Annotated in this window: 29 protein-coding genes; all 29 read left to right on the top strand. The window is 41.3% G+C overall.

All coding sequences use genetic code 11. The features are described 5' to 3' along the window. Positions 1–474 precede the first annotated feature (474 nt). The 29 genes from DL92_RS21130 (at position 475) to DL92_RS0113845 (ending at position 22,057) form a co-directional block, all read left to right on the top strand. On the top strand, positions 475–618 hold the full coding sequence (locus DL92_RS21130) for a hypothetical protein (protein ID WP_155833802.1): 144 nt from the start codon (positions 475–477) through the stop codon (positions 616–618). Between the two features lie 109 nt (positions 619–727). After that, positions 728–1,759 (top strand): DUF5688 family protein, encoded by a 1,032-nt coding sequence (locus DL92_RS0113975; protein WP_026668073.1) that lies wholly within the window; start codon positions 728–730, stop codon positions 1,757–1,759. Beyond that, positions 1,759–1,893: a hypothetical protein gene (locus DL92_RS21670; protein ID WP_256379974.1), complete on the top strand. Its 135-nt coding sequence runs from the start codon at positions 1,759–1,761 to the stop codon at positions 1,891–1,893. The genes DL92_RS0113975 and DL92_RS21670 overlap by 1 nt, the downstream gene beginning before the upstream one ends. Continuing rightward, positions 1,890–2,855, top strand: coding sequence for a DUF6017 domain-containing protein (locus DL92_RS0113965; protein ID WP_026668072.1), 966 nt, complete (start codon positions 1,890–1,892; stop codon positions 2,853–2,855). Before DL92_RS21670 ends, DL92_RS0113965 begins: the two co-directional genes overlap by 4 nt. Next, positions 2,852–3,676 carry a ParA family protein gene (locus DL92_RS0113960; protein WP_026668071.1) on the top strand — a complete coding sequence of 275 codons (825 nt, stop codon included), beginning with the start codon at positions 2,852–2,854 and terminating at the stop codon, positions 3,674–3,676. The genes DL92_RS0113965 and DL92_RS0113960 overlap by 4 nt, the downstream gene beginning before the upstream one ends. Continuing rightward, the gene (locus tag DL92_RS0113955; protein ID WP_026668070.1) at positions 3,633–4,571 is read left to right on the top strand and encodes a ParB/RepB/Spo0J family partition protein; all 939 of its coding nucleotides are present in this window, start codon (positions 3,633–3,635) and stop codon (positions 4,569–4,571) included. Before DL92_RS0113960 ends, DL92_RS0113955 begins: the two co-directional genes overlap by 44 nt. A gap of 73 nt (positions 4,572–4,644) precedes the next feature. After that, positions 4,645–4,992, top strand: coding sequence for a type II toxin-antitoxin system RelE/ParE family toxin (locus DL92_RS0113950; protein WP_026668069.1), 348 nt, complete (start codon positions 4,645–4,647; stop codon positions 4,990–4,992). A gap of 7 nt (positions 4,993–4,999) precedes the next feature. Beyond that, positions 5,000–5,311: a helix-turn-helix domain-containing protein gene (locus DL92_RS0113945; RefSeq protein ID WP_026668068.1), complete on the top strand. Its 312-nt coding sequence runs from the start codon at positions 5,000–5,002 to the stop codon at positions 5,309–5,311. 127 nt (positions 5,312–5,438) lie between these two features. Beyond that, a complete protein-coding gene (locus DL92_RS0113940) occupies positions 5,439–5,918 on the top strand; it encodes a PcfB family protein (protein WP_026668067.1) in 480 nt (159 codons plus the stop codon). Next, entirely contained in the window at positions 5,915–7,660 is a 1,746-nt protein-coding gene (locus tag DL92_RS0113935; RefSeq protein WP_026668066.1) for a VirD4-like conjugal transfer protein, CD1115 family, read from the top strand. The genes DL92_RS0113940 and DL92_RS0113935 overlap by 4 nt, the downstream gene beginning before the upstream one ends. 101 nt (positions 7,661–7,761) lie before the next feature. Beyond that, complete coding sequence (locus tag DL92_RS0113930; protein ID WP_026668065.1) at positions 7,762–8,367, top strand: ADP-ribosyltransferase; 606 nt, start codon at positions 7,762–7,764, stop codon at positions 8,365–8,367. A gap of 140 nt (positions 8,368–8,507) precedes the next feature. Beyond that, the gene (locus DL92_RS0113925) at positions 8,508–9,008 is read left to right on the top strand and encodes a hypothetical protein (protein ID WP_026668064.1); all 501 of its coding nucleotides are present in this window, start codon (positions 8,508–8,510) and stop codon (positions 9,006–9,008) included. Positions 9,009–9,179: 171 nt separating this feature from the next. Continuing rightward, a complete protein-coding gene (locus tag DL92_RS0113920) occupies positions 9,180–9,392 on the top strand; it encodes a Maff2 family mobile element protein (RefSeq protein WP_026668063.1) in 213 nt (70 codons plus the stop codon). 103 nt (positions 9,393–9,495) lie between these two features. After that, positions 9,496–10,362, top strand: coding sequence for a VirB6/TrbL-like conjugal transfer protein, CD1112 family (locus DL92_RS0113915; RefSeq protein ID WP_026668062.1), 867 nt, complete (start codon positions 9,496–9,498; stop codon positions 10,360–10,362). A 23-nt stretch (positions 10,363–10,385) separates the two neighbouring features. Next, the gene (locus tag DL92_RS0113910; protein ID WP_081816916.1) at positions 10,386–12,908 is read left to right on the top strand and encodes a VirB4-like conjugal transfer ATPase, CD1110 family; all 2,523 of its coding nucleotides are present in this window, start codon (positions 10,386–10,388) and stop codon (positions 12,906–12,908) included. Between the two features lie 2 nt (positions 12,909–12,910). Continuing rightward, on the top strand, positions 12,911–14,176 hold the full coding sequence (locus DL92_RS21700; protein WP_051625362.1) for a C40 family peptidase: 1,266 nt from the start codon (positions 12,911–12,913) through the stop codon (positions 14,174–14,176). 11 nt (positions 14,177–14,187) lie between these two features. Then, positions 14,188–14,472: a DUF4315 family protein gene (locus DL92_RS19445; RefSeq protein WP_051199145.1), complete on the top strand. Its 285-nt coding sequence runs from the start codon at positions 14,188–14,190 to the stop codon at positions 14,470–14,472. Further along, positions 14,453–15,136 carry a DUF4366 domain-containing protein gene (locus tag DL92_RS19440; RefSeq protein ID WP_051625361.1) on the top strand — a complete coding sequence of 228 codons (684 nt, stop codon included), beginning with the start codon at positions 14,453–14,455 and terminating at the stop codon, positions 15,134–15,136. The genes DL92_RS19445 and DL92_RS19440 overlap by 20 nt, the downstream gene beginning before the upstream one ends. After that, a complete protein-coding gene (locus tag DL92_RS21125; protein ID WP_155833800.1) occupies positions 15,137–15,295 on the top strand; it encodes a hypothetical protein in 159 nt (52 codons plus the stop codon). Continuing rightward, positions 15,282–15,584, top strand: coding sequence for a DUF4316 domain-containing protein (locus DL92_RS0113890; RefSeq protein ID WP_026668060.1), 303 nt, complete (start codon positions 15,282–15,284; stop codon positions 15,582–15,584). The genes DL92_RS21125 and DL92_RS0113890 overlap by 14 nt, the downstream gene beginning before the upstream one ends. A 13-nt stretch (positions 15,585–15,597) precedes the next feature. Then, positions 15,598–15,873, top strand: a complete 276-nt coding sequence (locus tag DL92_RS0113885; protein ID WP_051199148.1) for a plasmid mobilization protein — start codon at positions 15,598–15,600, stop codon at positions 15,871–15,873. Between the two features lie 88 nt (positions 15,874–15,961). Continuing rightward, positions 15,962–16,246 (top strand): hypothetical protein, encoded by a 285-nt coding sequence (locus DL92_RS0113880; RefSeq protein ID WP_026668058.1) that lies wholly within the window; start codon positions 15,962–15,964, stop codon positions 16,244–16,246. Positions 16,247–16,326: 80 nt separating this feature from the next. After that, complete coding sequence (locus tag DL92_RS0113875) at positions 16,327–17,499, top strand: relaxase/mobilization nuclease domain-containing protein (RefSeq protein WP_026668057.1); 1,173 nt, start codon at positions 16,327–16,329, stop codon at positions 17,497–17,499. A 103-nt stretch (positions 17,500–17,602) separates the two neighbouring features. After that, the gene (locus DL92_RS21305; protein WP_051625360.1) at positions 17,603–17,896 is read left to right on the top strand and encodes a SpoVG family protein; all 294 of its coding nucleotides are present in this window, start codon (positions 17,603–17,605) and stop codon (positions 17,894–17,896) included. 224 nt (positions 17,897–18,120) lie between these two features. Continuing rightward, entirely contained in the window at positions 18,121–18,678 is a 558-nt protein-coding gene (locus DL92_RS0113865) for a hypothetical protein (RefSeq protein WP_026668056.1), read from the top strand. A 185-nt stretch (positions 18,679–18,863) separates the two neighbouring features. Next, a complete protein-coding gene (gene istA / locus DL92_RS0113860) occupies positions 18,864–20,378 on the top strand; it encodes an IS21 family transposase (protein WP_197027266.1) in 1,515 nt (504 codons plus the stop codon). After that, positions 20,371–21,153, top strand: coding sequence for an IS21-like element helper ATPase IstB (istB, locus tag DL92_RS19430; RefSeq protein ID WP_051625359.1), 783 nt, complete (start codon positions 20,371–20,373; stop codon positions 21,151–21,153). The genes istA and istB overlap by 8 nt, the downstream gene beginning before the upstream one ends. Continuing rightward, entirely contained in the window at positions 21,150–21,626 is a 477-nt protein-coding gene (locus tag DL92_RS0113850) for a hypothetical protein (protein ID WP_026668054.1), read from the top strand. Before istB ends, DL92_RS0113850 begins: the two co-directional genes overlap by 4 nt. Beyond that, positions 21,614–22,057: a hypothetical protein gene (locus DL92_RS0113845; protein ID WP_026668053.1), complete on the top strand. Its 444-nt coding sequence runs from the start codon at positions 21,614–21,616 to the stop codon at positions 22,055–22,057. Before DL92_RS0113850 ends, DL92_RS0113845 begins: the two co-directional genes overlap by 13 nt. The last annotated feature ends 134 nt before the right edge of the window (positions 22,058–22,191 follow it).

Raw genomic sequence — 22,191 nt, 5'->3', positions numbered from 1 at the left:
TATGCTATGAGATTCGGCAAGGGATTTGATGAAAGTAATTTACGTAATATGCGTCGGTTTTATAATATATTTCCAATTCGTGACGCATTGCGTCCTGAATTCAAATAACAGTTCGTAGAAGACTTGAAGGAAAAATTACAGGCTGGTGGGTGCCTACAGTCGGCGTGAATCTCGCTCTTACCATGATTTCCGAGCACTACGAGGTGGTATGGCTATGGCTCGGCGGAGGGAGAAGGAACACTTTAGAATAAAGGTACATGTACCTAAAATCTAAAATGAGGTGTGCTTTATGGTAATTGCAAGACAACGATATTTGGACAAGCTTATTAGTCATATGAATAATGGTCTGATAAAGGTCATTACTGGAATAAGAAGATGCGGAAAGTCTTATAGATGATGCGGCAGTTTTGCTTTGCTTTCCCAAATGCGAACGCATTGCGTTCGGAATTGAGTTGGACTCATTAGCGAAGCCTTATGCGTGTAGAAGATGTAGAATATACTTTGCCGGAAGACAATAAGCAGATTTTTGCTGCAAAGTATTTGCCGTACATGCCAACAAAAGATGAACTTAGACGTGAATTGAATATTGAGGATTTCGAGAAGAAAGACTTAGATTAACAAATCAAAATAGTCCCGATTACATAGAACAGTTATTTCGAAAGAGGTAGCTGTTCTTTTTTTGAGCTCATTTTGGGCGGTAACAATTCATTTCATAGGAGGATAAAGAATGGAGTACGAGAAATTCAAAGAACAGTTCGTGGAAGACTTGAAGGAGAGATTACAGGCTGGTGGAGGTGAGTACCTGGTGGAGCCACATGAGGTTCAGAAGATGAATCAGACCTATGAGGCAGTTACTATCAAGCCGCAGGAAGCAACGATCGGTGTGAATCTCAATCTTACCGAGATCCACGAACGTTATGAGGGCGGCATGAGCTATGACTCATTGGTAAATGAAGTAGCAGATAGGGCAGACAGAGCTTTACATGACCGCCCTGATTTCAATTTGGAGGAACTTAAGGATTATGACCGGATGAAAGAGAAGCTTTCCATGGAGGTTGTATCTTCCGGGCGAAACGCAGAACTTTTGAAGGGGGTTCCGCACAGAAACATAGAGGATATGGCTGTTGTATATCGCTTTGTGCTTGATATTGACAAAGAAGGCATGGGCTCAATACTTGTAACAAACCAGCTCCTTGATAGCTACGGCATCACACCGGAACAGCTTCATGCAGATGCACTGCAGTATGCTCCCGTAATGCGCCCTGCTGTCATTCAGACTATGGCAGAGACTCTGCTTGAGATGATGGGACCTGAAGCAAAAGATATGATTCCCGTTATGCCTGAGGATCCGTTATTTGTTGCATCGGTACCCGACAAGACTCAGGGCGCAGGCGTTATTGCCTATCAGGATTTCATGGACCAGGCGGCTGAGAGAGTCGGCGGTGACTTCTTTATTTTGCCCAGTTCGATCCATGAAGTTTTACTTGTAAAAGACGATGGAAACGTAGATATAAACAATTTGGAAGGCATGGTAAAAGAGGTAAATGAGACGCAGGTCGCTCCTGAAGATGTGCTTACAGACAGCGTTTATCACTATGATTCCAAGGAAAAGCTGTTCGAGCTTGCAGGGAAATATCAGGAGAGGGTTAACGAAAAGAAGCGTGAATCAACCCTCGATAAGCTTGATGCCAGGAAGCGTAAAGAACCGGCGCACGAAAAGAGCACACGTCCTCGTTCCCGTGGCGGCGAGGCTCTTTAATGAAAAGAGGAACAGGCGGGAAGCCGGTGGCCTGTAGAAGTTGTCCTTACGGAAGACATCAGCCGTGCATCGGCTGGTGTACCCGTAAGATTTTGGAAGAGATGAGGCAGTTAAAAGAGGAGAAAAGAAAATGACGTTTGATTATTTCTATGGTCGTGAGAGCGACCTTTTTTCATTTCTCAGGATCCCCAAGATGCTCTTCACAGATGAGCATTTCAAGCGCCTTACCGCAGAAGCGAAGATCATGTACGGTCTACTTCTTGACCGTATGTGTTTATCGGCTGTGAATGACTGGAAGGATGAGAAGGGTAGAGTCTACATCATTTACACAATTGATGAAACATCAGAGAATCTTGGCTGTGGCAACAAGAAGGCAGGAAATGTACTTTCAGAGCTTGAAAACATCGGACTCATAGAAAAGAAACGTCAGGGTTTGACCAAGCCAAATCTTATATATGTAAAGAATTTTGCTTCTGAAGTGTTAAAAGAGCATTTCCAGAAATGTCAAAACGACACTTCAGGAAATGTCGAAAGTGCTACATCAGGATATGTCAAAATGACAGCTCAAGAACCGTCAGAAAGACGAACTATTAATACTGATAATAATAAAACTGATATTAGTAAGACTGATTCTATTCCATTCTATTCCGGTGAAATCCGTGTTTATGGAGATATGCCCAAGGTAGAAGGAGTGGAAGGGAATGGAAATAGAGCTGAAAAAGAGCTGCTTGATAATCAGATATATGTAAGAGAAAGCATCAGTCTGGATGTTCTGGTCAAAAGATACCCTTGTCATAAGGAACTGCTTGAGCAGATCGCAGCGCTTATTGTTGATGTCCTTTGTTCTACAAAGAAAACTATCTGCGTTGGTAAAGAGGACAAGCCTTCAGCGATAGTGAAGTCACAGTTCGAGAAGCTTAATTCAATGCATATCGAGTACGTGTTAGAGGGGCTTCAGAATAACACTACAAGAGTCAGAAACATGCGGCAGTACCTGATAGCTGCTTTGTATAATGCGCCGCTTACCATGGACGCACATTACGAAGCACTGGTACGGCATGACTTAGCATATGGAAACATAAAGGAGGAAAAATGAGTAAGGCACAAGTTATTGCTTTAGTTAATCAGAAAGGAGGAACAGGCAAGACGCAGAGCACCGAAAACCTTGGAATAGGTCTTGCCAATGAAGGTAAAAAAGTTCTTCTTGTTGATATGGATCCGCAGGGATCGCTTACTATCAGCTTGGGGCATCCAAGAGCTGATGAGCTTCCTGTTACTGTTGCGGATATCATGGCAAAAGTATTGCAGGATCAAGTGATAGCACCGGGAGAAGGAATATTGCATCACGAAGAGGGCGTGGATATCATGCCTGCAAATATCTCTTTGTCCGGTATGGAAGTATCTCTGGTAAATGTCATGAGCAGAGAAAAAGTGCTGAAAGAATACATTGATTCTGTAAAAGATAATTACGACTATGTGCTTATCGATTGCATGCCGTCACTTGGAATGCTCACAGTCAATGCTTTGGCTGCGGCAGATAAGCTGGTAATTCCGGTACAGGCTCAGTATCTTTCTGCAAAAGGTTTGGAACAGCTTCTTCAGACAGTAAACAAAGTCAGAAGACAGATAAATCCAAAGCTTAAGATTGATGGAATCTTGCTGACCATGGTTGATAGCAGAACGAACTATGCCAAGGATATCTGTAATCTTATCCGTGGAACTTATGGCAGTAAGCTCAAAGTCTACAAAACAGAGATTCCACATTCTGTAAGGGCTGCTGAGATCAGTGCAGAAGGAAAGAGTATCTTTTCACATGATCCGAAGGGGAGAGTTGCGGAGGCATACAAGAATCTGACAAAGGAGGTACTTAAGAATGAAGAAAGAGCGCTCAAACATTCAGCTGAGCAGTTACGATGATATTTTTGGAGGGAATGACTATGAAAGTACTAAGAGCGAAGCTCAGGGTGATTCTGTTGTGGAGATACCTCTTTCCGACCTTCATCCGTTTAAGGACCATCCCTTTAAAGTCAGAGATGATGAGGAGATGGCTAAGACTGTGGAGAGCGTCAAAGAATACGGAGTTCTCCAGCCTGCCATTGTCAGAGCTGATGAGTCTGGCGGCTACGAGCTTATTTCCGGTCATAGAAGATACCGTGCATCAGAGCTTGCGGGAAAAGAGGCGTTGCCGTGTATTGTAAAAGAGCTTGATGACGACGCAGCTACGATTCTCATGGTTGATAGCAATCTGCAGAGGGAAGAAATATTGCCGAGCGAGAGAGCGTTTGCGTTTAAGATGAAGTTGGAGGCGATGAAAAGACAAGCGGGAAGGCCATCAAAAGAAAATGTGTGCCAAGTTGGCACGAATTTACGAAGTGATGTAGAACTTGGTGAGCAGGTCGGTGAAAGTGCTAGAACAGTGCAGCGCTATATCCGCCTGACCAACCTTCTTCCTGAGTTCCTTGAGATGGTAGATAACAAAGTTATAGGTTTTAATCCCGCTGTAGAAGTTTCATTCCTGAATGAGACTCAGCAAAATGACTTATTGGCAGCTATAGCCTATTCTCAGGCCATCCCATCTTTATCCCAGGCACAGCGTATCAAGAAGCTGGCTCTTAACGGAGAAATCACGCAGGAAGGTATGAACATTATTCTTTCTGAGGAAAAGAAATCAGAGCTCGACAGAGTTACTTTGAAGAATGATGTTCTGAAGAAGTACTTCCCTAAGTCGTATACTCCAAAGCAGATGGAAGAGACCATCATTAAACTTCTTGATCAGTGGCAGAAGAAACGTAGTAGAGATATGAGTTTATAGAAATGTGATAGAGACTGATGCTGTTGACACCCTACATTGTAGGGCATATACTATTAATTGCAAGGAGTAAGAAATGGTTAGAACATTTATTGAAGTTCCTCTTTTTACAAAAAGATGGAAAGAAATCGGCTTAGATGACAAAGATTTATTGAGACTACAAATAATGCTTTTGAAAGACCCACAGTCAGGACCGGTGATGGAAGGAACTGGAGGTATTAGAAAAGTAAGATTTCCAATCGAAAAACGTGGTAAAAGCGGTAGCATCAGAGTGTGCTATACAGATTTTGAAGAGTATGAAGCAACTTATCTAATTACTGCATTCAAGAAAAACGAACAGGAAAATCTTACTGAAGAAGAAAAGAAAATTCTTAAAAAACTTGTGAAAGCATTGAAAGAAGAGGCCGCTAGAAATAGGAGGTAATCTGATTATGAGTTCATTGTTTGATGATCTGCAAGAAGGATTGCAAGAGGCTATAGATTATGAAAAAGGTTTAGGCAGTGCCAAGACGACAACTTACGTAATCGCACCGATAAAAAAATATACTAATGAAGAAATAAAAAAAGTTAGAAATAGAGCAGGAATGACTCAGACCGTATTTGCTAATTACATGGGAGTTTCCAAGAAAACTGTAGAAGCATGGGAACTTGGAAGAACGCATCCTACAGGTCCGGCATATAGGTTGTTGGATATTTTAGCGAGTGGTAACGCGGAATCTCTTGCTTTTATTTCAAAAGTATGATGATATAAGAGCACGCAATCATAACAACGTAGCTTCAGAAATAACAAGTTGATATTTTATTTGCACTTAAGGTAGTGGATTCTAAAAATCTGCTACCTTTTTTCGTGCCCGGAAAGGAGGAAATTTCATGCAGGAAGAAATAGAAGAAAAAACCGTGCGTCTTGCCATTTCTGGAACAAGACTTACAGGCAGGGCAGTTGCAGCTGCGATTCGAACTTATCTAAGGCACAGAGCCAATGAGAAGCTGGCTTCTATAGATGAGCATATTCAAGGAAAGCAATCTATAGATGAGCTGGTAAAGCAGAATCAGGGAGTCAGTAGCATGGTTGTCGGTGATGCGGGTATCAGAACCTTTGAGAGAATAGCCAAGAAGTATGGTGTAGATTTTGCCATTATTAAAGATAAATCAGAAAAGCCATCGGTCTATACAGCTTTTTTCAAAGCAAGAGATACCGATGCAATGGAAGCAGTCGTTAATGAATACAGCAAGAAAATGATGAAGATAAAGGATCGTCCGAGTGTACTTGCAAAATTACAGAAATTCATTGAGATTGCGAAGAAATATCCTAAAAAAGAACGACACAGAACACAGGAGAGAGCGCTATGACAAAAAAGCAGAAACGATTCATCCTGCTGAACATTCCCTACGTGCTTGTCGGCGTATTTGCAACAAATCTGGGAGAAGCTTGGAGGATATCAAAGCTTATGGATGCACCAAACGAGATAGGTGCTTTGGCTAAGGCACTGCCTGTTGCTTTAGCCAATCTCATGCCAAGTCTTAATCCCTTTGATCTTATGGTCGGCATTATCTGTGGTATTTTGCTGAAAGTTGTAGTTTATATCAAAGGGAAAAATGCTAAGAAATACCGCCACGGTGCAGAGTATGGGACGGCACGTTGGGGAAAAACACAGGATATAGAGCCGTTTATGGCTCCAAACTTTAAGGATAATATCATCCTTACGCAGACAGAGAGGCTTATGATGAACAGTCGTCCGAAGAGTCCTAAGTATGCAAGAAATAAGAATGTACTTGTAGTCGGTGGTTCCGGTTCCGGTAAAACAAGGTTTTTTCTGATTCCGAATCTTTTGCAAATGCATTCAAGCTACGTGGTAACCGATCCTAAGGGTGACGTGGTTATAAATACAGGAAAGACCTTGCTTAAGCATGGATATAAGGTGAAGATTTTCAATACCATCAACTTTGATAAGAGTCAGCATTACAATCCATTTGCCTATATCCGCAGCGACAACGATATTCTAAAGCTTGTGAATACACTTATCGCAAATACGAAGGGCGATGGTAAGGCGGGAGATGAGTTTTGGCAAAAAGCTGAAACTCTTTTATATTGCGCTCTTATCGGATATATCCATTACGAAGCTCCGGAGGAAGAGCAGAACTTTAATACTTTGCTGGAGTTTTTGAATGCATCGGATGTTCGCGAGGATGATGAGGACTATGAGAATCCCGTGGATATGATGATGAAAGAGCTGGAAGAAATTAATCCTAAGCATTTTGCGGTAAGGCAGTATAAAAAGTACAAATTGGCGGCAGGAAAGACAGCAAAGTCTATTCTTGTCAGCTGTGGCGCTCGTCTCGCTCCGTTTGATATTGATCAGGTGCGGGAGATTACCATGTACGATGAGCTGGAGCTTGATACCTTGGGAGATAGGAAGACAGCGCTGTTCCTTGTAATGAGTGATACAGATCCGACTTTTAACTTCCTTATCTCTATGATTTACAGTCAGCTTTTTAATCTACTGTGTGATAAGGCTTATAACGTGTACAAGGGAAGACTTCCTGTTCATGTGCGCTGCCTTATTGATGAGACGGCAAATATAGGTCAGATTCCAAATCTGGAAAAGCTTGTAGCAACAATTCGAAGCCGTGAAATCAGCGCATGCCTGTTCCTTCAGGCTAAGTCGCAGCTCAAAGCAATCTACAAGGAAAACGCAGATACAATCATCGGCAATATGGATTCACAGCTGTTCCTTGGAGGTACAGAACCAACAACGCTAAAAGACTTGTCTCAGGCTTTGGGAAAAGAAACTATCGACATGTATTCCACCGGTGAAAACCGTGGCAACAATCCTTCTTACTCAATGAACTATCAGAAGAATGGTAAGGAACTCATGACAATCGATGAGCTTGCAGTTATGGATGGTGATAAATGCATCCTGCAACTTCGAGGAGTACGACCATTTTTGTCGGACAAATATGATGTAACCAGGCATCCGCTATATAAGGAGACGGGAGAGTATGATGATAGGAATAAGATGGATATTCAGAAGTATGTGCATCATAGTCTGAAGGTGAAGAAGGGAGAGATGTTTGATGTGGTGAGGGTTTGATTGAAATTACGTCACCTCTGATGTTCATAAATGTTTTATAATTGAAAATGATGTAAAGAGGTGACGATTTCATAGGCATTTGCGGGCATGGGGGTTAAAATATGAAACAAAACAAATATGATTATTCTGTTATATCTCGAAAATATGGATATGAAACCTATGAAAAAAATGACATAGAAGAAGTATATAAAGAGTGGAAAAGGAATCTTAGTTTGTGGGAGTGTATTTGTCTTAGTGTTTATAGGACAAGTTCTAATATGATTAATAGGTTTATTAGAGTTGGTTCGAGTAATTATCTTAAAGTGATCAGTAAAATAGTTACGGTATTTGAAAGGGGAATTAATTCTGCAATTACCAAGGGGGGTATTGATCGTAATATCGCTGTTTATAGGAATTTAGCAAGGAATGAAGGAGTATTTTTTGAATCTATTGAAGTTGGTGATGTAATCAATAGAGCCTCTGGATTTGGGGGTTATAAAGGTACGCATGTTGATAAAACAATTGATAGACAGATTAGCAATATGTTTCGACCACGAGCATATGCTATTTTTTTAATTCCAAAAGGAACGAGTTGTGCATATATTAATTATTGGGGGATTTTTAGTTATGAGCATGAGCTACTGTTAAATAAAGACTTAGCCTATGTGGTCAAGGAAAAAAGGAAGTTGTATAATCGACCATTATATGTTTTAGAAGTGAAACGTTAATTATAAATGTTTGATTAAAGTAATAATACTTTAAATTATGGAGGATATAAGACCTGAAAAAAAGAATAAAGATTGATACTTATTAAAGCTGTTGGCAAGAAAATTTGGCGCATAAGTCGCTTATAGTTAAAGGAGCTAAAATGGAAAAAGAATTTTATCAGCGCAATATAAATAATATTATTACAAAATGCCCTATTGAGACGGGAGTAGAGATACTTGTGTATAGGATGTTGGATGAATGTATTGATGATACCGAACTATCGTTGGTTGCTATTGATAGCTTAAAGAATGATCGAGATGAGCGCCTTGAAACAGAAAAAGGACCTCCGGATATAGCAGTATTATCAAATGATTTTGTGTATAAGGATACTAGGGGGAAGTGTTATGGCTTTATTGAGGTTAAATCCACTAGTGAATCTATAAGGGAAACTGAGCAGTTTTTTGCGGAATCAAAGGCTATAAAACATTTTATCTATACTAATGGATTGGTTTGGAAATACTATCAAGATGGTGAGCTGAAAAAAGAATACAACCTTATAAAAGGTAAAAAAATACCATATTCAATTATTCCGGTTGAAATAGATGAAAATGTATTTGAAGCGCTTAAAGCTTTTATGCTTACTATAAAATGGGATGATTGATTATAAAATTTTTTACATAGACCAGTACCCTGGGGACGCCCAGACCGTACCGGTCTATTATTATGCCCATTTTTAGCGCAGAAAATTGGCATGAGACGTAACTTCCAACCAAATTTTAAAGAAAAGAAAGGAAAGTCCGGGAGCAGGCGCTTCCGGACAAGGTAATTAATTATGGCATTTTTTCAGAGTTCAATCACAGTTTTGCAGACACTCGTTGTTGCGCTTGGAGCAGGTCTTGGAGTATGGGGCGTTGTAAATCTTCTTGAGGGATATGGAAATGACAACCCCGGAGCGAAGTCGCAGGGGATGAAGCAGCTCATGGCAGGCGGAGGAGTTTGCCTCATCGGAACGCAGCTCATTCCACTTCTTTCCGGATTGTTCTGATAAGCAGCTTGAGGGCAGGCAGCAGGGCAGATCATATACGATGCTTAGGCTGCCGCGCCTGAGGTTCTTATCATAAATCACACCAAAATAAGGAGATCATTGCATGGAAAGAATTTTTGAGCAGATGACCTCTTGGATTAAGGGATGGATTGTTGATGCGCTGATGGTGCTTCTTGAGGGGATGTTCGACAACATCAACAGCAGGGTTGGACAGGTGGCTTCAGATGTAGCTACAAGCCCGGCGAATTTTACGCCTGGTGTGTTCAACCTGATGAGAGAAGTATCGAATAATGCAGTCATGCCGATAGCGGGGATGATACTTACGTTTATCGCATGTTATGAGCTGATACAGCTCGTCATAGCACACAACAATCTGGCAAACTTTGAGACCTGGATATTCTTTAAATGGATATTCAAGACCTTTGTAGCAGTAATGCTTATCACTAATTGCTTTGATATCACGATGGCGATATTTGATGTGGCAGGGCATGTCATCACCGGCAGCGGAGCTATAATACAGAACTCCACTGCAGTTGATGGCTCAGGGCTTGCACAACTTCGCACGACTTTAGAAGGAATGTCAATTGGAGGACTTCTTCCGTTATTTGGAGAGATCTTCCTCCTTAGCATAGGAATCAAGATCATGTCTATGATGATATTCCTTGTTATCTACGGTCGAATGATTGAGATCTATCTGATGCTCAGCCTTGCGCCGCTCCCGTTTTCAACCTTTGGAAACAGGGAGCAGAGCCAGATAGGACAGAACTACGTAAAGAGCCTTGTGGCGCTTGGATTTCAAGGCTTTCTCATTGTCATATGCGTTGCAATTTACGCAGTTCTCATTCAGAACGTCACAATATCATCCGATATCAGAGGCTCTTTGTGGGGGATTCTCGGCTACAACATATTGCTGGTGTTTGCTCTGTTCAAGACAGGCACCTTATCCAAGAGAATTTTTTCAGCACAATAGAATCACAATAAGGAAGGATTACTATGGCAATAAGAGTAAATGTGCCAAGAGATTTATCCAGGGTAAAAGAAAAGGTGGCATTCAATCTGACCAAGCGGCAGCTCATATGCTTTACGCTTGCGGGAATGATTGGACTTCCCACCTTTTTTCTTATAAAAGGCTTTACCGACAACGTGAGCGCAGCCACCTTTATCATGATGGCTGTCATGATGCCGATGTTTTTCATGGCTATGTATGAAAGAAATGGTGAGGCCATTGAACGCATTATCCAGCACTCAATCGACTGGAAAAGGCAAAAGAAAAAGCCCGACGAGGATAAGTATCCTTGGCAGATGTTTAAAAATGGTATCTGCAGAGCCGATGACAATTTCTACAGCAAAACCATGAGGTTTTCGGATATCAACTACAAGCTTGCTACCGATGAGGATCAGCAGGCTATTTTTGACAACTGGAAGAAGTTCCTTAACTTCTTTGACAGCTCGGTTCGCTTTGAACTTACCTTTGTGAACGTTACAAAGGATGAAGCGAAGTTCTATGAGACAATCCGCATCAAAGAAAGAGACGATGGCTTTGACGATGTCAGGGCAGAGTATTCGGAGATGCTGAACAGACAGCTTGATAAAGGCAATAACGGTCTTGAGAAGACCAAGTATATCACCTTTGGAATCCGCGCCAAGTCCTTTAAGGAGGCAAGACCGCGTCTTCGATCAATTGAAAACGACGTCTTTAATAACTTCAAGAAGATGGACGTAAAGGCAAAGCCTCTTAGCGGAAAAGAAAGATTAGAGCTTATCCGCCTGATCAACAGGCTAGGAGGCGATACGAATGATAAGCTGAAATACCCAACAAGGAACACGATAAGGACAAAGACAAGATACGCAACGGTTTCAGCTTTTTCCTATGACGCTCCGACTATGGAGGACAGATTCCTCATGGATCTTCTAAACTCGGATGCTTCACAAGTTATCAGCATTCACCTGCAGTCTATCAATCAGAATGATGCAATCAAGAAGGTAAAAAAGACTATCACCAACATCGACTCTACCAAGATAGACGAGCAGAAAAAGGCTGTTCGCTCCGGGTACGACATGGATCTGATCCCCGGAGATCTCGTGACTTATGGCAAGGATGCAAACAGCTTCTTGCAAGACCTTCAAGATCAGAACGAGCGAATGTTTAGAATGACATTTCTTATCATGAATACCGCAGGTTCCAAGATAGAGCTTAAGAACAACTACCTGCAGACATCAAGTACAGCTCAGCAGTTCAACTGCGACACATACAAGCTGGACTACCGGCAGGAACAGGCACTTTATAGCATTCTGCCACTTGCAAGCGACCTCATCCATATAGACAGAAGCCTTACCACAAGCTCTGTAGGAATCTTCATTCCATTTACCACGCAGGAACTCATGCAGACGGATGATGAAGCTCTTTACTACGGACTCAACGCATTATCGCAGAACATCATCATGGGAGATAGAAAGAGCCTTTCCAATCCAAACGGCATGATCCTTGGAAAGCCCGGATACGGTAAGTCTTTTGCTGCAAAAAGAGAAATGAGTAACGTCATTCTTTCTACAGATGATGACATCATAATCTGTGATCCTGAGCATGAATATTCGGCGCTTGTAAAGAAGTTCCGCGGTCAGGTGATCCACGTAAGTCAGAAATCCAAGCAGTACATCAATCCTATGGATATCAACGAGAACTACTCGGATGGCGACAATCCCGTATCACTTAAGGCAGAGTTTATCTTATCCCTTTTTGAACTCGTTATGGATGGAAAAGGGGGACTAGGTCCCGTGGAAAAGACTGTAATCGACCGCTGCATTCATAAGATTTACGAGAAGTACTTCGAGAATCCTGTACCTGAGAACATGCCAATCCTGGCTGACCTCTATAATGCATTGATGTTGCAGGAGGAAAAAGAAGCTCATGAAGTAGCAACAGCACTTGAAATCTATGTTACAGGTTCACTTAATGTATTCAACAACCGCACCAACGTAGATATCAATAACCGAATTGTCTGCTATGACATCAAAGATCTTGGAAATCAGCTCAAGAAGATAGGTATGCTCATAGTTCAGGATCAGGTCTGGTGTCGTGTTACCGCCAACAGAAGCGTCGGAAAGGCTACACGCTACTATATGGATGAGTTCCATCTGCTTCTTCAAGATAAGCAGACAGCCAGCTACAGTGCGGAGATTTACAAGCGTTTCCGTAAGTGGGGCGGCATACCGACAGCTATAACTCAGAACGTAAAAGACCTTCTTAAGTCGCCTGAGGTTGAGAATATATTCGAGAATAGCGAATTTATCTACATGCTAAAGCAGGCACCGAAAGACAAGGAAATACTTGCACAAAGGCTCGGTATCAGTAAGTACCAGATTTCTTATGTCGAGAAGGCAGAAACCGGCGAAGGATTGCTTATATTTGGAAACCTGATATTGCCGTTTAAGGATCAGTTCCCAAATGACTTGGAGCTTTACAAGATTATGACCACAAAGCCAAAGGAAGTTGCCGTCTGGCAGAAAGGAGTATAGCGGTGAATTTTAACCAAGATGAAAACATTGGCGGTGAAGCTTTAGATGAAGGCGTGATAGCCGCCGCTGAAATAAACCGTGAGCTTCAGAAGCAGTATCGGCGTAAGCAGATAAGGAAAAGCTATTATCGAAAAGATCCGGATTCGCCTTATGTAAAGAGCTTTGCCGACAGAATGCAGGAAGCGGCGGAAGGAGTTAAGGACGCAGCCAAAGAAACAGTAAAACAAATAGTGAAAGCCATTAGAGAGCACCCTGTGGTGCTCTTAATTATTGTCATCATATTTTTGTGCCTGTTTTTCCTGCACTTTTTGTTATGCGGTTTTGAAGTGATGATATCGAGTATGGGAGATACAGTTCTTTCAGCCACTTATACAGCATATGACGAGGACATAACGGGAGTGGATGCGGACTACGTGAAGCTGGAAAGAGAGCTGCAGGAGACTATAGATAGAACCGAAGAGGACTTCCCCGATTACGATGAGTATGTTTACAACCTTGATGAGATAGGTCATAACCCTTATGAGCTGGCATCATACCTGACAGTCAGATATGAGGACTATAAGCGCAGACAGCTTAAAAGCATAGTGAAGGATCTTTTTAAAGAGCAGTACGACCTTTCCTACGATATCCGTATAGAGACCCGTTCGCGGACTGTAAGGGCAGATGATTATTCCTACGTGGGGACAGAGTACTATACCGTCAATATCCTCACAGTGAACTTGGTAAATAAGAGCCTTGGTGCTGTTATAGCGGGAAAAGGACTTAATGAGGACGAACAGGCAAGGTATGATGTGCTTCTGGCTACTCAGGGAAATAAGTCATATCTTTTTGACGATGTCTATGCGGATTATGAGGATCCTGATGAATATCATCCTGTAGGAGAGGTGTTATCAGATCAGAGTTTTGCGGCAATGATAGCGGAAGGAGAGAAGTATCTGGGACGAGCTTATGTATGGGGAGGATCCAATCCTACAAGCGGATTTGACTGTAGTGGATTTGTCAGCTGGGTTGTGAATCATTGTGGATGGAACATGGGAAGGCTGACAGCAAATGGACTTAAGAATCGCTGCAGCGTGGTCTCACCGGAAGAAGCAAGGCCGGGAGACCTTATTTTTTTCAAAGGAACATATGCAACAAACGGGGCAAGTCACGTTGGCATTTATGTCGGTGACGGCATGATGCTTCACTGCGGAAATCCTATACAGTACACATCCATTAACACAAGGTATTGGGAAAAACACTTTTATTGTTTCGGAAGGCTCCCGTAGAAGGAGGAAATATGCTTGAGAGATTAGAAAAATACAAATCAGAACTGGAAAGGGCAAAGGGTAAACGCGCCGAATGGGATACCAAGGTCAAGGCTCTTGAAAAGAAGGTCTCAGAGGAAGAAAAGACAACCGTCCATGAGATGGTAAAAGCAGCCGACCTTACCCCTGAGGAGCTTTCAAGGCTCATTGCCTATTCAAAGAATCATATGCCGGGAGAAACGCCGGTTAAGACAATCGTAAATTTGGAATCAGGAAATTTTGATACGGAGGACAAAGATGATGAAGAACAGATTTAAGCTGCCTGCACTTGCAGCTTCACTTATGATATGGACATTTCCAGTGACGGCACATGCCTATGTTCCGGAAAACGTTGATACATCAGTTATTGATGAAGATAAAGATGCGGTTAAAGATGAGGAAAAAGAAAAAAATAAAGAGGAAGAAGATCACAAGCCTCTTACACCTGAGGGCAACACTACAATTGTTGATGACAATGTAAGCAGTGATAATCACAGCAAGCAGTTTATGACGGTAACAACCAAGAACGGAAACATCTTTTATATCATCGTAGACCGCGATAACACTACAGGAACAAATAATGTTCATTTCCTCAATCAGGTGGATGAGAGAGACCTTATGGACCTTCTAAGTGATGAGGAGAAAAAAGAACTTGAAGCTCAGGTGGGGAGTGAGGTTGAAACACCAGTAGAACCTATTCAGCAAACTCAGCAACCACAGGATATTGTGGCAACAGAGGAACCGGAACTTGAAGTGGTCAAGGAAAAGAAGAAACCAAATCTTTTCCTTGGACTTATTATTGTTCTCGGTCTCGCAGGCGTAGCAGGATTCTACTTCTACAGTAACAGCGAGAGCTTCAAGCGCAGGAAAAACGGCGAAGATCCTGATAGCGATTATGCTGATGATTATATTGATATTCCTGAAGAAAAGGAGGAAGAGTAAATGGAGCAGATAACTTTTGATAAGGAGGCGGCAACTCGCCGCTTCATGACAATCGGGAAGAAAATGGGAACTATGGTAAAAGAGCAGGTGAAGAAGCCATCTGTTCTTAAAAAGCTTGATGCCTATAAAGAAGCGGGAGGTGTTTATGGAAGGATTTGATATTGCGGAGAAAAGACTATCCAAGGAAGAAGAGCTTTCTAATGTAGAGGAGAACATTTTGGAGGAGCATACTATTTTTTCCAAAAAGAACCATCTTAAAGCAGTGGAGGATGCAATTGAAGGGAATGATAATAACTTCGACGGTATCATCAACAACATGCCGGAGGATGTTCCTTCAGAAACTACCGTTAAAAAAGCAAAAGAGTACGAGAAGATGATTGAGAAAAAAGCAGAGGTGGTAAAAGTTGCAAAACCGCACAAACAAGATCTCGGTGAGATTGTCAGATGATGAGCTTGAGCGTATGAGGGCAAAGATGGAAGAAGCGGGAATAACAAACATGAGTAAGTATATGAGGAAGATGCTACTCGACGGATACTGCGTGAGAGTAGATACCAAAGATCTCAGAGAGATGGTATATCTAATTCGTATGTGCTCCAATAATCTCAACCAGTACGCTAAGAAAGCGAACGGTCTTGGCGTCATCTGCGTACCGGATATCAAAGATCTGCAACGAAGGTTTGAAGATATCTGGAAAGGCATGCGGGCAATCCTTAAAAAGTTTGCATCTATCAAATGAGCATGAAAGTAAGTTCATGGAGACATCCTTGCATTTTAAAATTGCAGGAAATAGACTCAATGCAAATGATGGATTAAGGAGGTTTGACATGTGGATTATGAGATTTCTTTTAAAATTATTGGTGTTACCGTTACTGCTGGCTGTCGATGCGGCAACTCTCATTACAAAGGCATCTATATACGTAGGATGCTATGTCGTTGGCTTTGCAGTATGGTTGTGTGGTATCTTCTGTATTCTTTCAATCATATTAAAGATGATTCCATGTGCGATCTTCTTTGCAGCGATACTGATAGTAATGTTTGCGTGCTTGTTCGCGGCAGCCAATATCCAGCTTTTCTTAGAATCAGCTCACAGAGTATTAAAAAGAGTATAAAACTAAATAAATGATATAGATCAAGGGACAGTTTTTCCAAAATGGAAGAGCTGTCCCTGTCTTTTTGAAAGGGGAAGAATATGGCGGCAACAAGGCTACTGGCTCTTCATCAGATCAGGGGCAGAACCATCGCAGAGAGCTTAAAGGAGCGAATGGATTATACAGAAAATGATCTTAAGACCGAGGCGAAAAAATATATATCAACTTATGGCTGTGATATCGAAACTGCGGATGAAGAGTTTCTGCTTTCTCAATCGTTGTACCACAACGGTGTCAGGGATGTCAGGAAAAAAGAAATAATCGCTTACCAGATCAGACAGTCATTTAAACCCGGGGAGGTAACGCCGGAGAAAGCAAATGAGATCGGATACGAGCTTGCCATGAGGTTCACCAAAGGAAAATATGCATTCACTGTCTGCACTCATACGGACAAGGCCCATATCCATAACCACATCATCATTAATGCAATTTCTATTGATGGGAAAAAGAAATTTCGCGATTTCTACTTTTCAGGAATTGCTCTTCGAAGAATTTCAGATATCCTCTGTTTTGAAAACGGTCTGTCTATCATAAAGAGAACTCCGTACAAAGAACGAAAAAGCAAAGGCAGATATTCAAGGAAAGAGCATTTTACCGATAAGAAGCTGGAGTTTATTAAGGATATTGAAGCAAAGCTCATGGAAGGAAAAGGCAAAGGATATGTGACCTGGGCAAAGCGCTTTAATGCAAAACAGATGGCTAAGACAGTTCTTTTTCTTCAGGAACATAAAATCGAGTCATATGAGCAACTTAAAGAAATGACCGATGAGAGAAGCGGGAGGCTCAAAGAACTTAAGGATTCTATGAAGGAGAAGGAAGCACTTCTGTCTGAGAACAAAAAGAGGCAGCAGGCCATTATCGATTATTCCACGAACAGGAAAGTGTTTGAAACCTACAAAAAGAGTGGCTACAGTAAGAAATTTTACAGTGAGCATGAGGCAGAGCTTCTTATCTATAAGGCAGCAGAGGAAGTCTATAAGTCGGTGCCAAAAGGTCAGAAGCTCAACATGCGTAAGCTACGTGATGAGTATGGCCACATTCTTGAAGAGAAGAAAAAAGAGTTTACGGAGTATGCGGGGATCAATAAAGATATCCATGAGTATCTGATCGCAAAGCGCAATTTGGAAATGTTGTACCTGCAGGATAAAAGCAAAAATGAAAAAGAGGGTCGTGATAAACGTACCCGAAACTCACGGACTGAGTCTGTGTTGTAAGAGCCGCAAAAACGCGTTTGTCGGACAAACGCACTGCTTGCCACAACGACACTCAGCGCCGGGCAGGATGAGAATAAGAAAAATTATCAGGAGGATTAAAGAGATGAAAGTAAGCATTAAAGCAAATAAGCTTGAAGCAAGTTCAAACAATGTAAGAGGACTTTGTACAGTGACTTTTGGAGATTGCTTTGCAGTAAGAAATATCTCAATTGTAGAAAGTAAGAAAGGCGGTACCTTCGTATCGATGCCAAGTTTCAAGACTAAGACTGTTGATGAAGAAGGAAATCCGATTTTTAAGGATATCGCATTTCCTGTAACCAAAGAATTTCGTGAAGAGCTTTTTTCGAAGATTAAGGAAAGTTATGAGTCTGGGGAGGTGGTTGAGTTTGAGTGGTGAGAAAATAAAAGATCGATTGAAAACCGGCTGGTCTCAAGATTGAGGCCAGCCAATCTTTTATTTGTATCGGAATATGGACGTCGAGCTTGCTACTTCTACTTAAGTGACGTATCATAATTATTGACAGATTACTATAGGATAAACTAAGACAAGACGCCTCTAATCAAAGCACGACGAGTATTGATTAGGGGCTTTCATTTTTTAATATACATAAGGGGGATTATATGATAGAGGTAGGTAAAAAGTATGGTTGCTTAACTGTATTGGATGATGGAGAAGAATATAAAACAACTGAGATCTATTCTAAATATACTGAAGAGAAAGCAAAATGCTTGGACGAGGCGGACTATTTTAGGTCTAATAAAATGAATACGCCAGAAATTAGAAATTATATTTATGAATACTATCCATCATCTTCTTGGGCATTTGATTTAAAATCTAATGATAAGGAAAATAATAAAATATCGGATAAAAATGATTTTTGGGGAAGAAAGTCAAATGAGACAGATGAAGAAATCTGTGAGTCGTTTGTGAAAATACACTTGGAAGATATTGACAAAAGAATACACCAATTAGATTACAAGTTAAGCACACGTTATAAGTGTCAATGTAAATGTGGAAAGATTTATTATTATAATGAGAATACGCTTGAAGGGAATCCGCGTTACTGTTATTATCCAGTTTCAATTGCTAATATGCAGTACAGTTATAGTAATAGAGCGCGTAATTCTAATTATTCAAAAGCTGCTAAGTATAATGGTTTAGAGAATGTTAGATATTGATTTACACTTAAAATTGACCCGGGTTTAATACTTAAAACTGACCCACCCCAGATGGTGGATCGCGAGTATAAACCATTTCGATAATACACTGTGCCTTGAAAATTTAATACTTAGAATTGACCCACCTCTTTGAGGTTTTATAGAATTCTTTCCGTATGTAAAAACATATGGAAGGAGGAAAAGAGGTGAAAGATTTGGAAGACTGGGCGGCAGTACACAAGGTGTACAAACAGACAGGTTCCAAAAGAGCTACAGCAGATATCCTTGGGATAGCCAGAAATACGGTCAGACGTCTATTGGAAAAGACAGAACCTCCTGTCTATAACCGAACAGAATACAGCTCCAAGATTGATCCGTTCAAAGAACAGATCATCACCTGGAGATGTGACCCATTTAACTTCAATGGCACCAGGATATTCAGTGAATTACAGAAACGTGGCTACAAAGGCAGCATAGGACCGGTCTACTACTTTTTAAGAAGAGTGGATGAAGATGTCGGCGACAGTATCAGCAGCAAGGCAACGACAAGGCATGAGAGCCCTCCGGGTGACCAGGCTCAGTTTGATTGGAGTGAGTATCAGGTGCTTATAGCAGACAGATACATGACAGTATACTGCTTTTCCATGATACTAGCTGCATCAAGAAAGAAGGCGATATGTTTTTCTTTACGCGAAGATGCTGATGCTATTTACGAAGCTGTACAGGAATTGTTTGATGACCTGGGAGGAGTGACGCTGGAGCTTCTTATCGATAATCCCAAAGCGTTTGTTATAAAAAACAATCCAAAGTCAGAGGAAGAAATAAAGTACAATCCTCATGCATTAGCCATGGCTCTGCATCTCGGTGTTGAGCTAAACGCATGCCCATGCTACTGGCCACGTAAAAAAGGGAAAATCGAGAGGCCATTCAACTATATCGAAGAACAGTTCATAAAAGGCAACACTTTTGCAAGTATGGAGGATCTAAATTCCCGGGGAAAAGCTTTTATAAATGAGTGGTGCGATAAGAAACATTCCACCACCAAAAGAATTCCAAACCAGCATTACCTGCTGGAAGAAAAAGCGCTATTACAGCCGCTTCCTAAGGAACACTACTATGCAAACAGCAAGCTTAAGCGGAAAGTCAGTCCTGACAGTTATCTCAGTATTGACGGTAATAAATATAGTGTTCATGTCAGATATGTTGGAAAAACACTTTTCTACAGGCTGAATTATGGATTCAGGATCATGCTGTATGACTCGCAGGGACATTTCATAGAGCATCAGGAAATATCTTATGGCAAACATGAGATCCGCACTAATCCAGATCACTATGAGTCTATAGCAAAGAAGGTCTCAACTTCTGTTCCGCAGATAAGACGAGACTTCACTAACCGCTTCAGTAATGGTGCACGTTATCTTGAAGCAGCCGGTCGTAAGTTTGACCAGCCTACATTCCATGCCAGAAGAATAATGGAATTGCAAGATCTCTATGATGATGATACTCTGGACAGATTTATCGGTATAGCTGTTGATGAGGGAAAGATGGATATCAAGTCATTTAAGAAGATGCTCCGTGAGTACAACTCAGGAGAACGAAAAATCCCAAAGGATAACAATGCTGAATCCACAACCCTGATAATCGATGCAGCGCCTTCTTCTGAACTTACCAGAAACTGCAGCTACTATGAGAACTATGCGAAGGAGGTCCTGAATGCTTAATGACACAGAACACAAAAACGCATATATAGAAGCAAAGATGAAGCAGTTCAAGCTCGTAGATATGCGCACCCAATACAGAGACATCATCCAAGAAGCAGAACAGGAATCACTGGGATATATGGATTTTCTTTTAAGACTATTGGAACTTGAAGATAGTGGAAAGACAAGCCGTAGGACAGAGAAGCTTCTTGTTAAAGCCGGTTTTGATAGTGCATCTTCTCTTGAGGACATTGATTACAGTTTTAATCCGTCTCTTGATAAGGATAAGATTGATGAACTCGGAAGGCTTACATTCCTGGATAACCGTGAAAACATCATAATCATAGGACCACCCGGAGTTGGTAAGAGCATGATTGCTACAGGGATAGGTCGTAATGCCTGCAGAAAAGGAAGAAAAGTCCTTTTTGTTAATGCAAAAGAACTTGTCGACAGGCTTTATGACGAGATGCTTGCCGGGAATCTACAGCAGATGCTTGATAAACTGAACCGTATTGAACTTCTGATCATAGATGAACTTTCATACATAAAAATGGACAAAGAAAGAGAGAGCCTGTTTTTCCAGATCATTCGTCAACGATACGAAAAAAGCTCCCTCATTATCACCACTAATCTCCCAATGGGCAGATGGGATGAAGTATTTACCGGACAGCTTGCGGCAACTGCAATACTTGACCGCCTGCTGCATCACTGCCATGTGCTTAGTATAACGGGAGACAGTTACCGTGTCAAAGGGTCAAAAATAAGTGTTAAAAAACAGAAAGGTACAGAAAAATGAACTTAACAAGCGATAGGCAGCGATTCCTGCAGGATGAGCTGAATACATATGAAAAAACAACACGGATGAATGAAAATGAAAGAAACGCTCTTCATGAATGGGTTGCAGCTGGTAACAGTGTTCATGAGAATACATGTAATGCTGAAGATGGTCATGGAAACTACATTGATTTCCTTGACGTATACAGAGAAGAACAGGATATCCGTGATACTCTTAGCATACTGAGCGATGAGGATAAGGAAGAATATCTTGCCGAACTGAGAGGCGAAGACACTATTAAAAGCCTGAAAAAGCATCTAGACGAACTACTTTACAAAACAGATGTATATGAAAAGGTCCTCCAGAGACATAATCTCATTGAAGAGGCTGAAACTCTGATGGAAGAAGGTCGTGCTCTGTCCAGAGCGTTTGATGAATGGGCTGAAGCGGAAATGGGTAAGCTTCCGGAAGGAGAACTGTCATGGTTAAAATAAAAGATAAAAATCTCCCGGAACTTGCAGAAATATACAACAGTGGCGGAAAAGATGCTCTTTATCAAAAGCTCCGAGAGTCATTTGGAATAAAGTATCCGTGGTCAACTCTGGACAGGATGAAAAACATAGATTATCTGGGATATAACGAAGCTACAGACAGATTTTGTGCCGCACAATGTGAGAAAGCTGACGAAAGCCTATTTATGTCGATTGATGAGCTTTGTTCACCGGTAAAGCCACAGCATATATGCGAGGATAAAACAGAAAGGAACGCCCCTAAAGCAGAAGCAATGGAAAAGCTTGTTAAAGAGCTTATTGGGGACAGGCTTCTAGAACTTAGCAGATACGTTGTCATGGATACAATAAACAAGACAATGATCATAGACAAAACAGCACTTACCGATGCTGGATACACACTGGTAACTCATTAAAAGGTGGGTCAATTCACAGTGTAAAAATCGAGATTTATAAACAAAACTGACCCGCCTCCAAAATCACAATGACGGATCCAAGGGTGGGTCAGATTTAAGTATAAAAGTGGGTCAATTTTACTTGACAATCAACA

This window comes from Butyrivibrio sp. AE2005, from assembly GCF_000686965.1.
In the GTDB taxonomy this organism is placed as follows: Bacteria; Bacillota; Clostridia; order Lachnospirales; family Lachnospiraceae; genus Butyrivibrio; species Butyrivibrio hungatei_A.
This window is presented reverse-complemented; position numbering and strand designations above follow the sequence as displayed.

Bases quoted from the DNA above. Each gene is read 5' to 3' on its own strand.
- DL92_RS0113940 (WP_026668067.1), top strand. From the start codon at position 5,439: ATGCAGGAAGAAATAGAAGAAAAAACCGTGCGTCTTGCCATTTCTGGA.
- DL92_RS21305 (WP_051625360.1), top strand. From the start codon at position 17,603: ATGAAAGTAAGCATTAAAGCAAATAAGCTTGAAGCAAGTTCAAACAAT.
- DL92_RS0113945 (WP_026668068.1), top strand. From the start codon at position 5,000: ATGAGTTCATTGTTTGATGATCTGCAAGAAGGATTGCAAGAGGCTATA.
- DL92_RS19445 (WP_051199145.1), top strand. From the start codon at position 14,188: ATGCTTGAGAGATTAGAAAAATACAAATCAGAACTGGAAAGGGCAAAG.
- DL92_RS0113950 (WP_026668069.1), top strand. From the start codon at position 4,645: ATGGTTAGAACATTTATTGAAGTTCCTCTTTTTACAAAAAGATGGAAA.
- DL92_RS21130 (WP_155833802.1), top strand. From the start codon at position 475: ATGCGTGTAGAAGATGTAGAATATACTTTGCCGGAAGACAATAAGCAG.
- DL92_RS0113925 (WP_026668064.1), top strand. From the start codon at position 8,508: ATGGAAAAAGAATTTTATCAGCGCAATATAAATAATATTATTACAAAA.
- DL92_RS0113975 (WP_026668073.1), top strand. From the start codon at position 728: ATGGAGTACGAGAAATTCAAAGAACAGTTCGTGGAAGACTTGAAGGAG.
- DL92_RS0113935 (WP_026668066.1), top strand. From the start codon at position 5,915: ATGACAAAAAAGCAGAAACGATTCATCCTGCTGAACATTCCCTACGTG.
- DL92_RS0113910 (WP_081816916.1), top strand. From the start codon at position 10,386: ATGGCAATAAGAGTAAATGTGCCAAGAGATTTATCCAGGGTAAAAGAA.
- DL92_RS21670 (WP_256379974.1), top strand. From the start codon at position 1,759: ATGAAAAGAGGAACAGGCGGGAAGCCGGTGGCCTGTAGAAGTTGTCCT.
- DL92_RS0113875 (WP_026668057.1), top strand. From the start codon at position 16,327: ATGGCGGCAACAAGGCTACTGGCTCTTCATCAGATCAGGGGCAGAACC.
- DL92_RS21125 (WP_155833800.1), top strand. From the start codon at position 15,137: ATGGAGCAGATAACTTTTGATAAGGAGGCGGCAACTCGCCGCTTCATG.
- DL92_RS0113890 (WP_026668060.1), top strand. From the start codon at position 15,282: ATGGAAGGATTTGATATTGCGGAGAAAAGACTATCCAAGGAAGAAGAG.
- DL92_RS0113920 (WP_026668063.1), top strand. From the start codon at position 9,180: ATGGCATTTTTTCAGAGTTCAATCACAGTTTTGCAGACACTCGTTGTT.
- DL92_RS0113955 (WP_026668070.1), top strand. From the start codon at position 3,633: ATGAAGAAAGAGCGCTCAAACATTCAGCTGAGCAGTTACGATGATATT.
- DL92_RS0113885 (WP_051199148.1), top strand. From the start codon at position 15,598: ATGAGGGCAAAGATGGAAGAAGCGGGAATAACAAACATGAGTAAGTAT.
- DL92_RS0113880 (WP_026668058.1), top strand. From the start codon at position 15,962: ATGTGGATTATGAGATTTCTTTTAAAATTATTGGTGTTACCGTTACTG.
- DL92_RS0113865 (WP_026668056.1), top strand. From the start codon at position 18,121: ATGATAGAGGTAGGTAAAAAGTATGGTTGCTTAACTGTATTGGATGAT.
- DL92_RS0113960 (WP_026668071.1), top strand. From the start codon at position 2,852: ATGAGTAAGGCACAAGTTATTGCTTTAGTTAATCAGAAAGGAGGAACA.
- DL92_RS0113930 (WP_026668065.1), top strand. From the start codon at position 7,762: ATGAAACAAAACAAATATGATTATTCTGTTATATCTCGAAAATATGGA.
- DL92_RS0113845 (WP_026668053.1), top strand. From the start codon at position 21,614: ATGGTTAAAATAAAAGATAAAAATCTCCCGGAACTTGCAGAAATATAC.
- DL92_RS0113915 (WP_026668062.1), top strand. From the start codon at position 9,496: ATGGAAAGAATTTTTGAGCAGATGACCTCTTGGATTAAGGGATGGATT.
- DL92_RS0113850 (WP_026668054.1), top strand. From the start codon at position 21,150: ATGAACTTAACAAGCGATAGGCAGCGATTCCTGCAGGATGAGCTGAAT.
- istB (WP_051625359.1), top strand. From the start codon at position 20,371: ATGCTTAATGACACAGAACACAAAAACGCATATATAGAAGCAAAGATG.
- DL92_RS0113965 (WP_026668072.1), top strand. From the start codon at position 1,890: ATGACGTTTGATTATTTCTATGGTCGTGAGAGCGACCTTTTTTCATTT.
- DL92_RS19440 (WP_051625361.1), top strand. From the start codon at position 14,453: ATGATGAAGAACAGATTTAAGCTGCCTGCACTTGCAGCTTCACTTATG.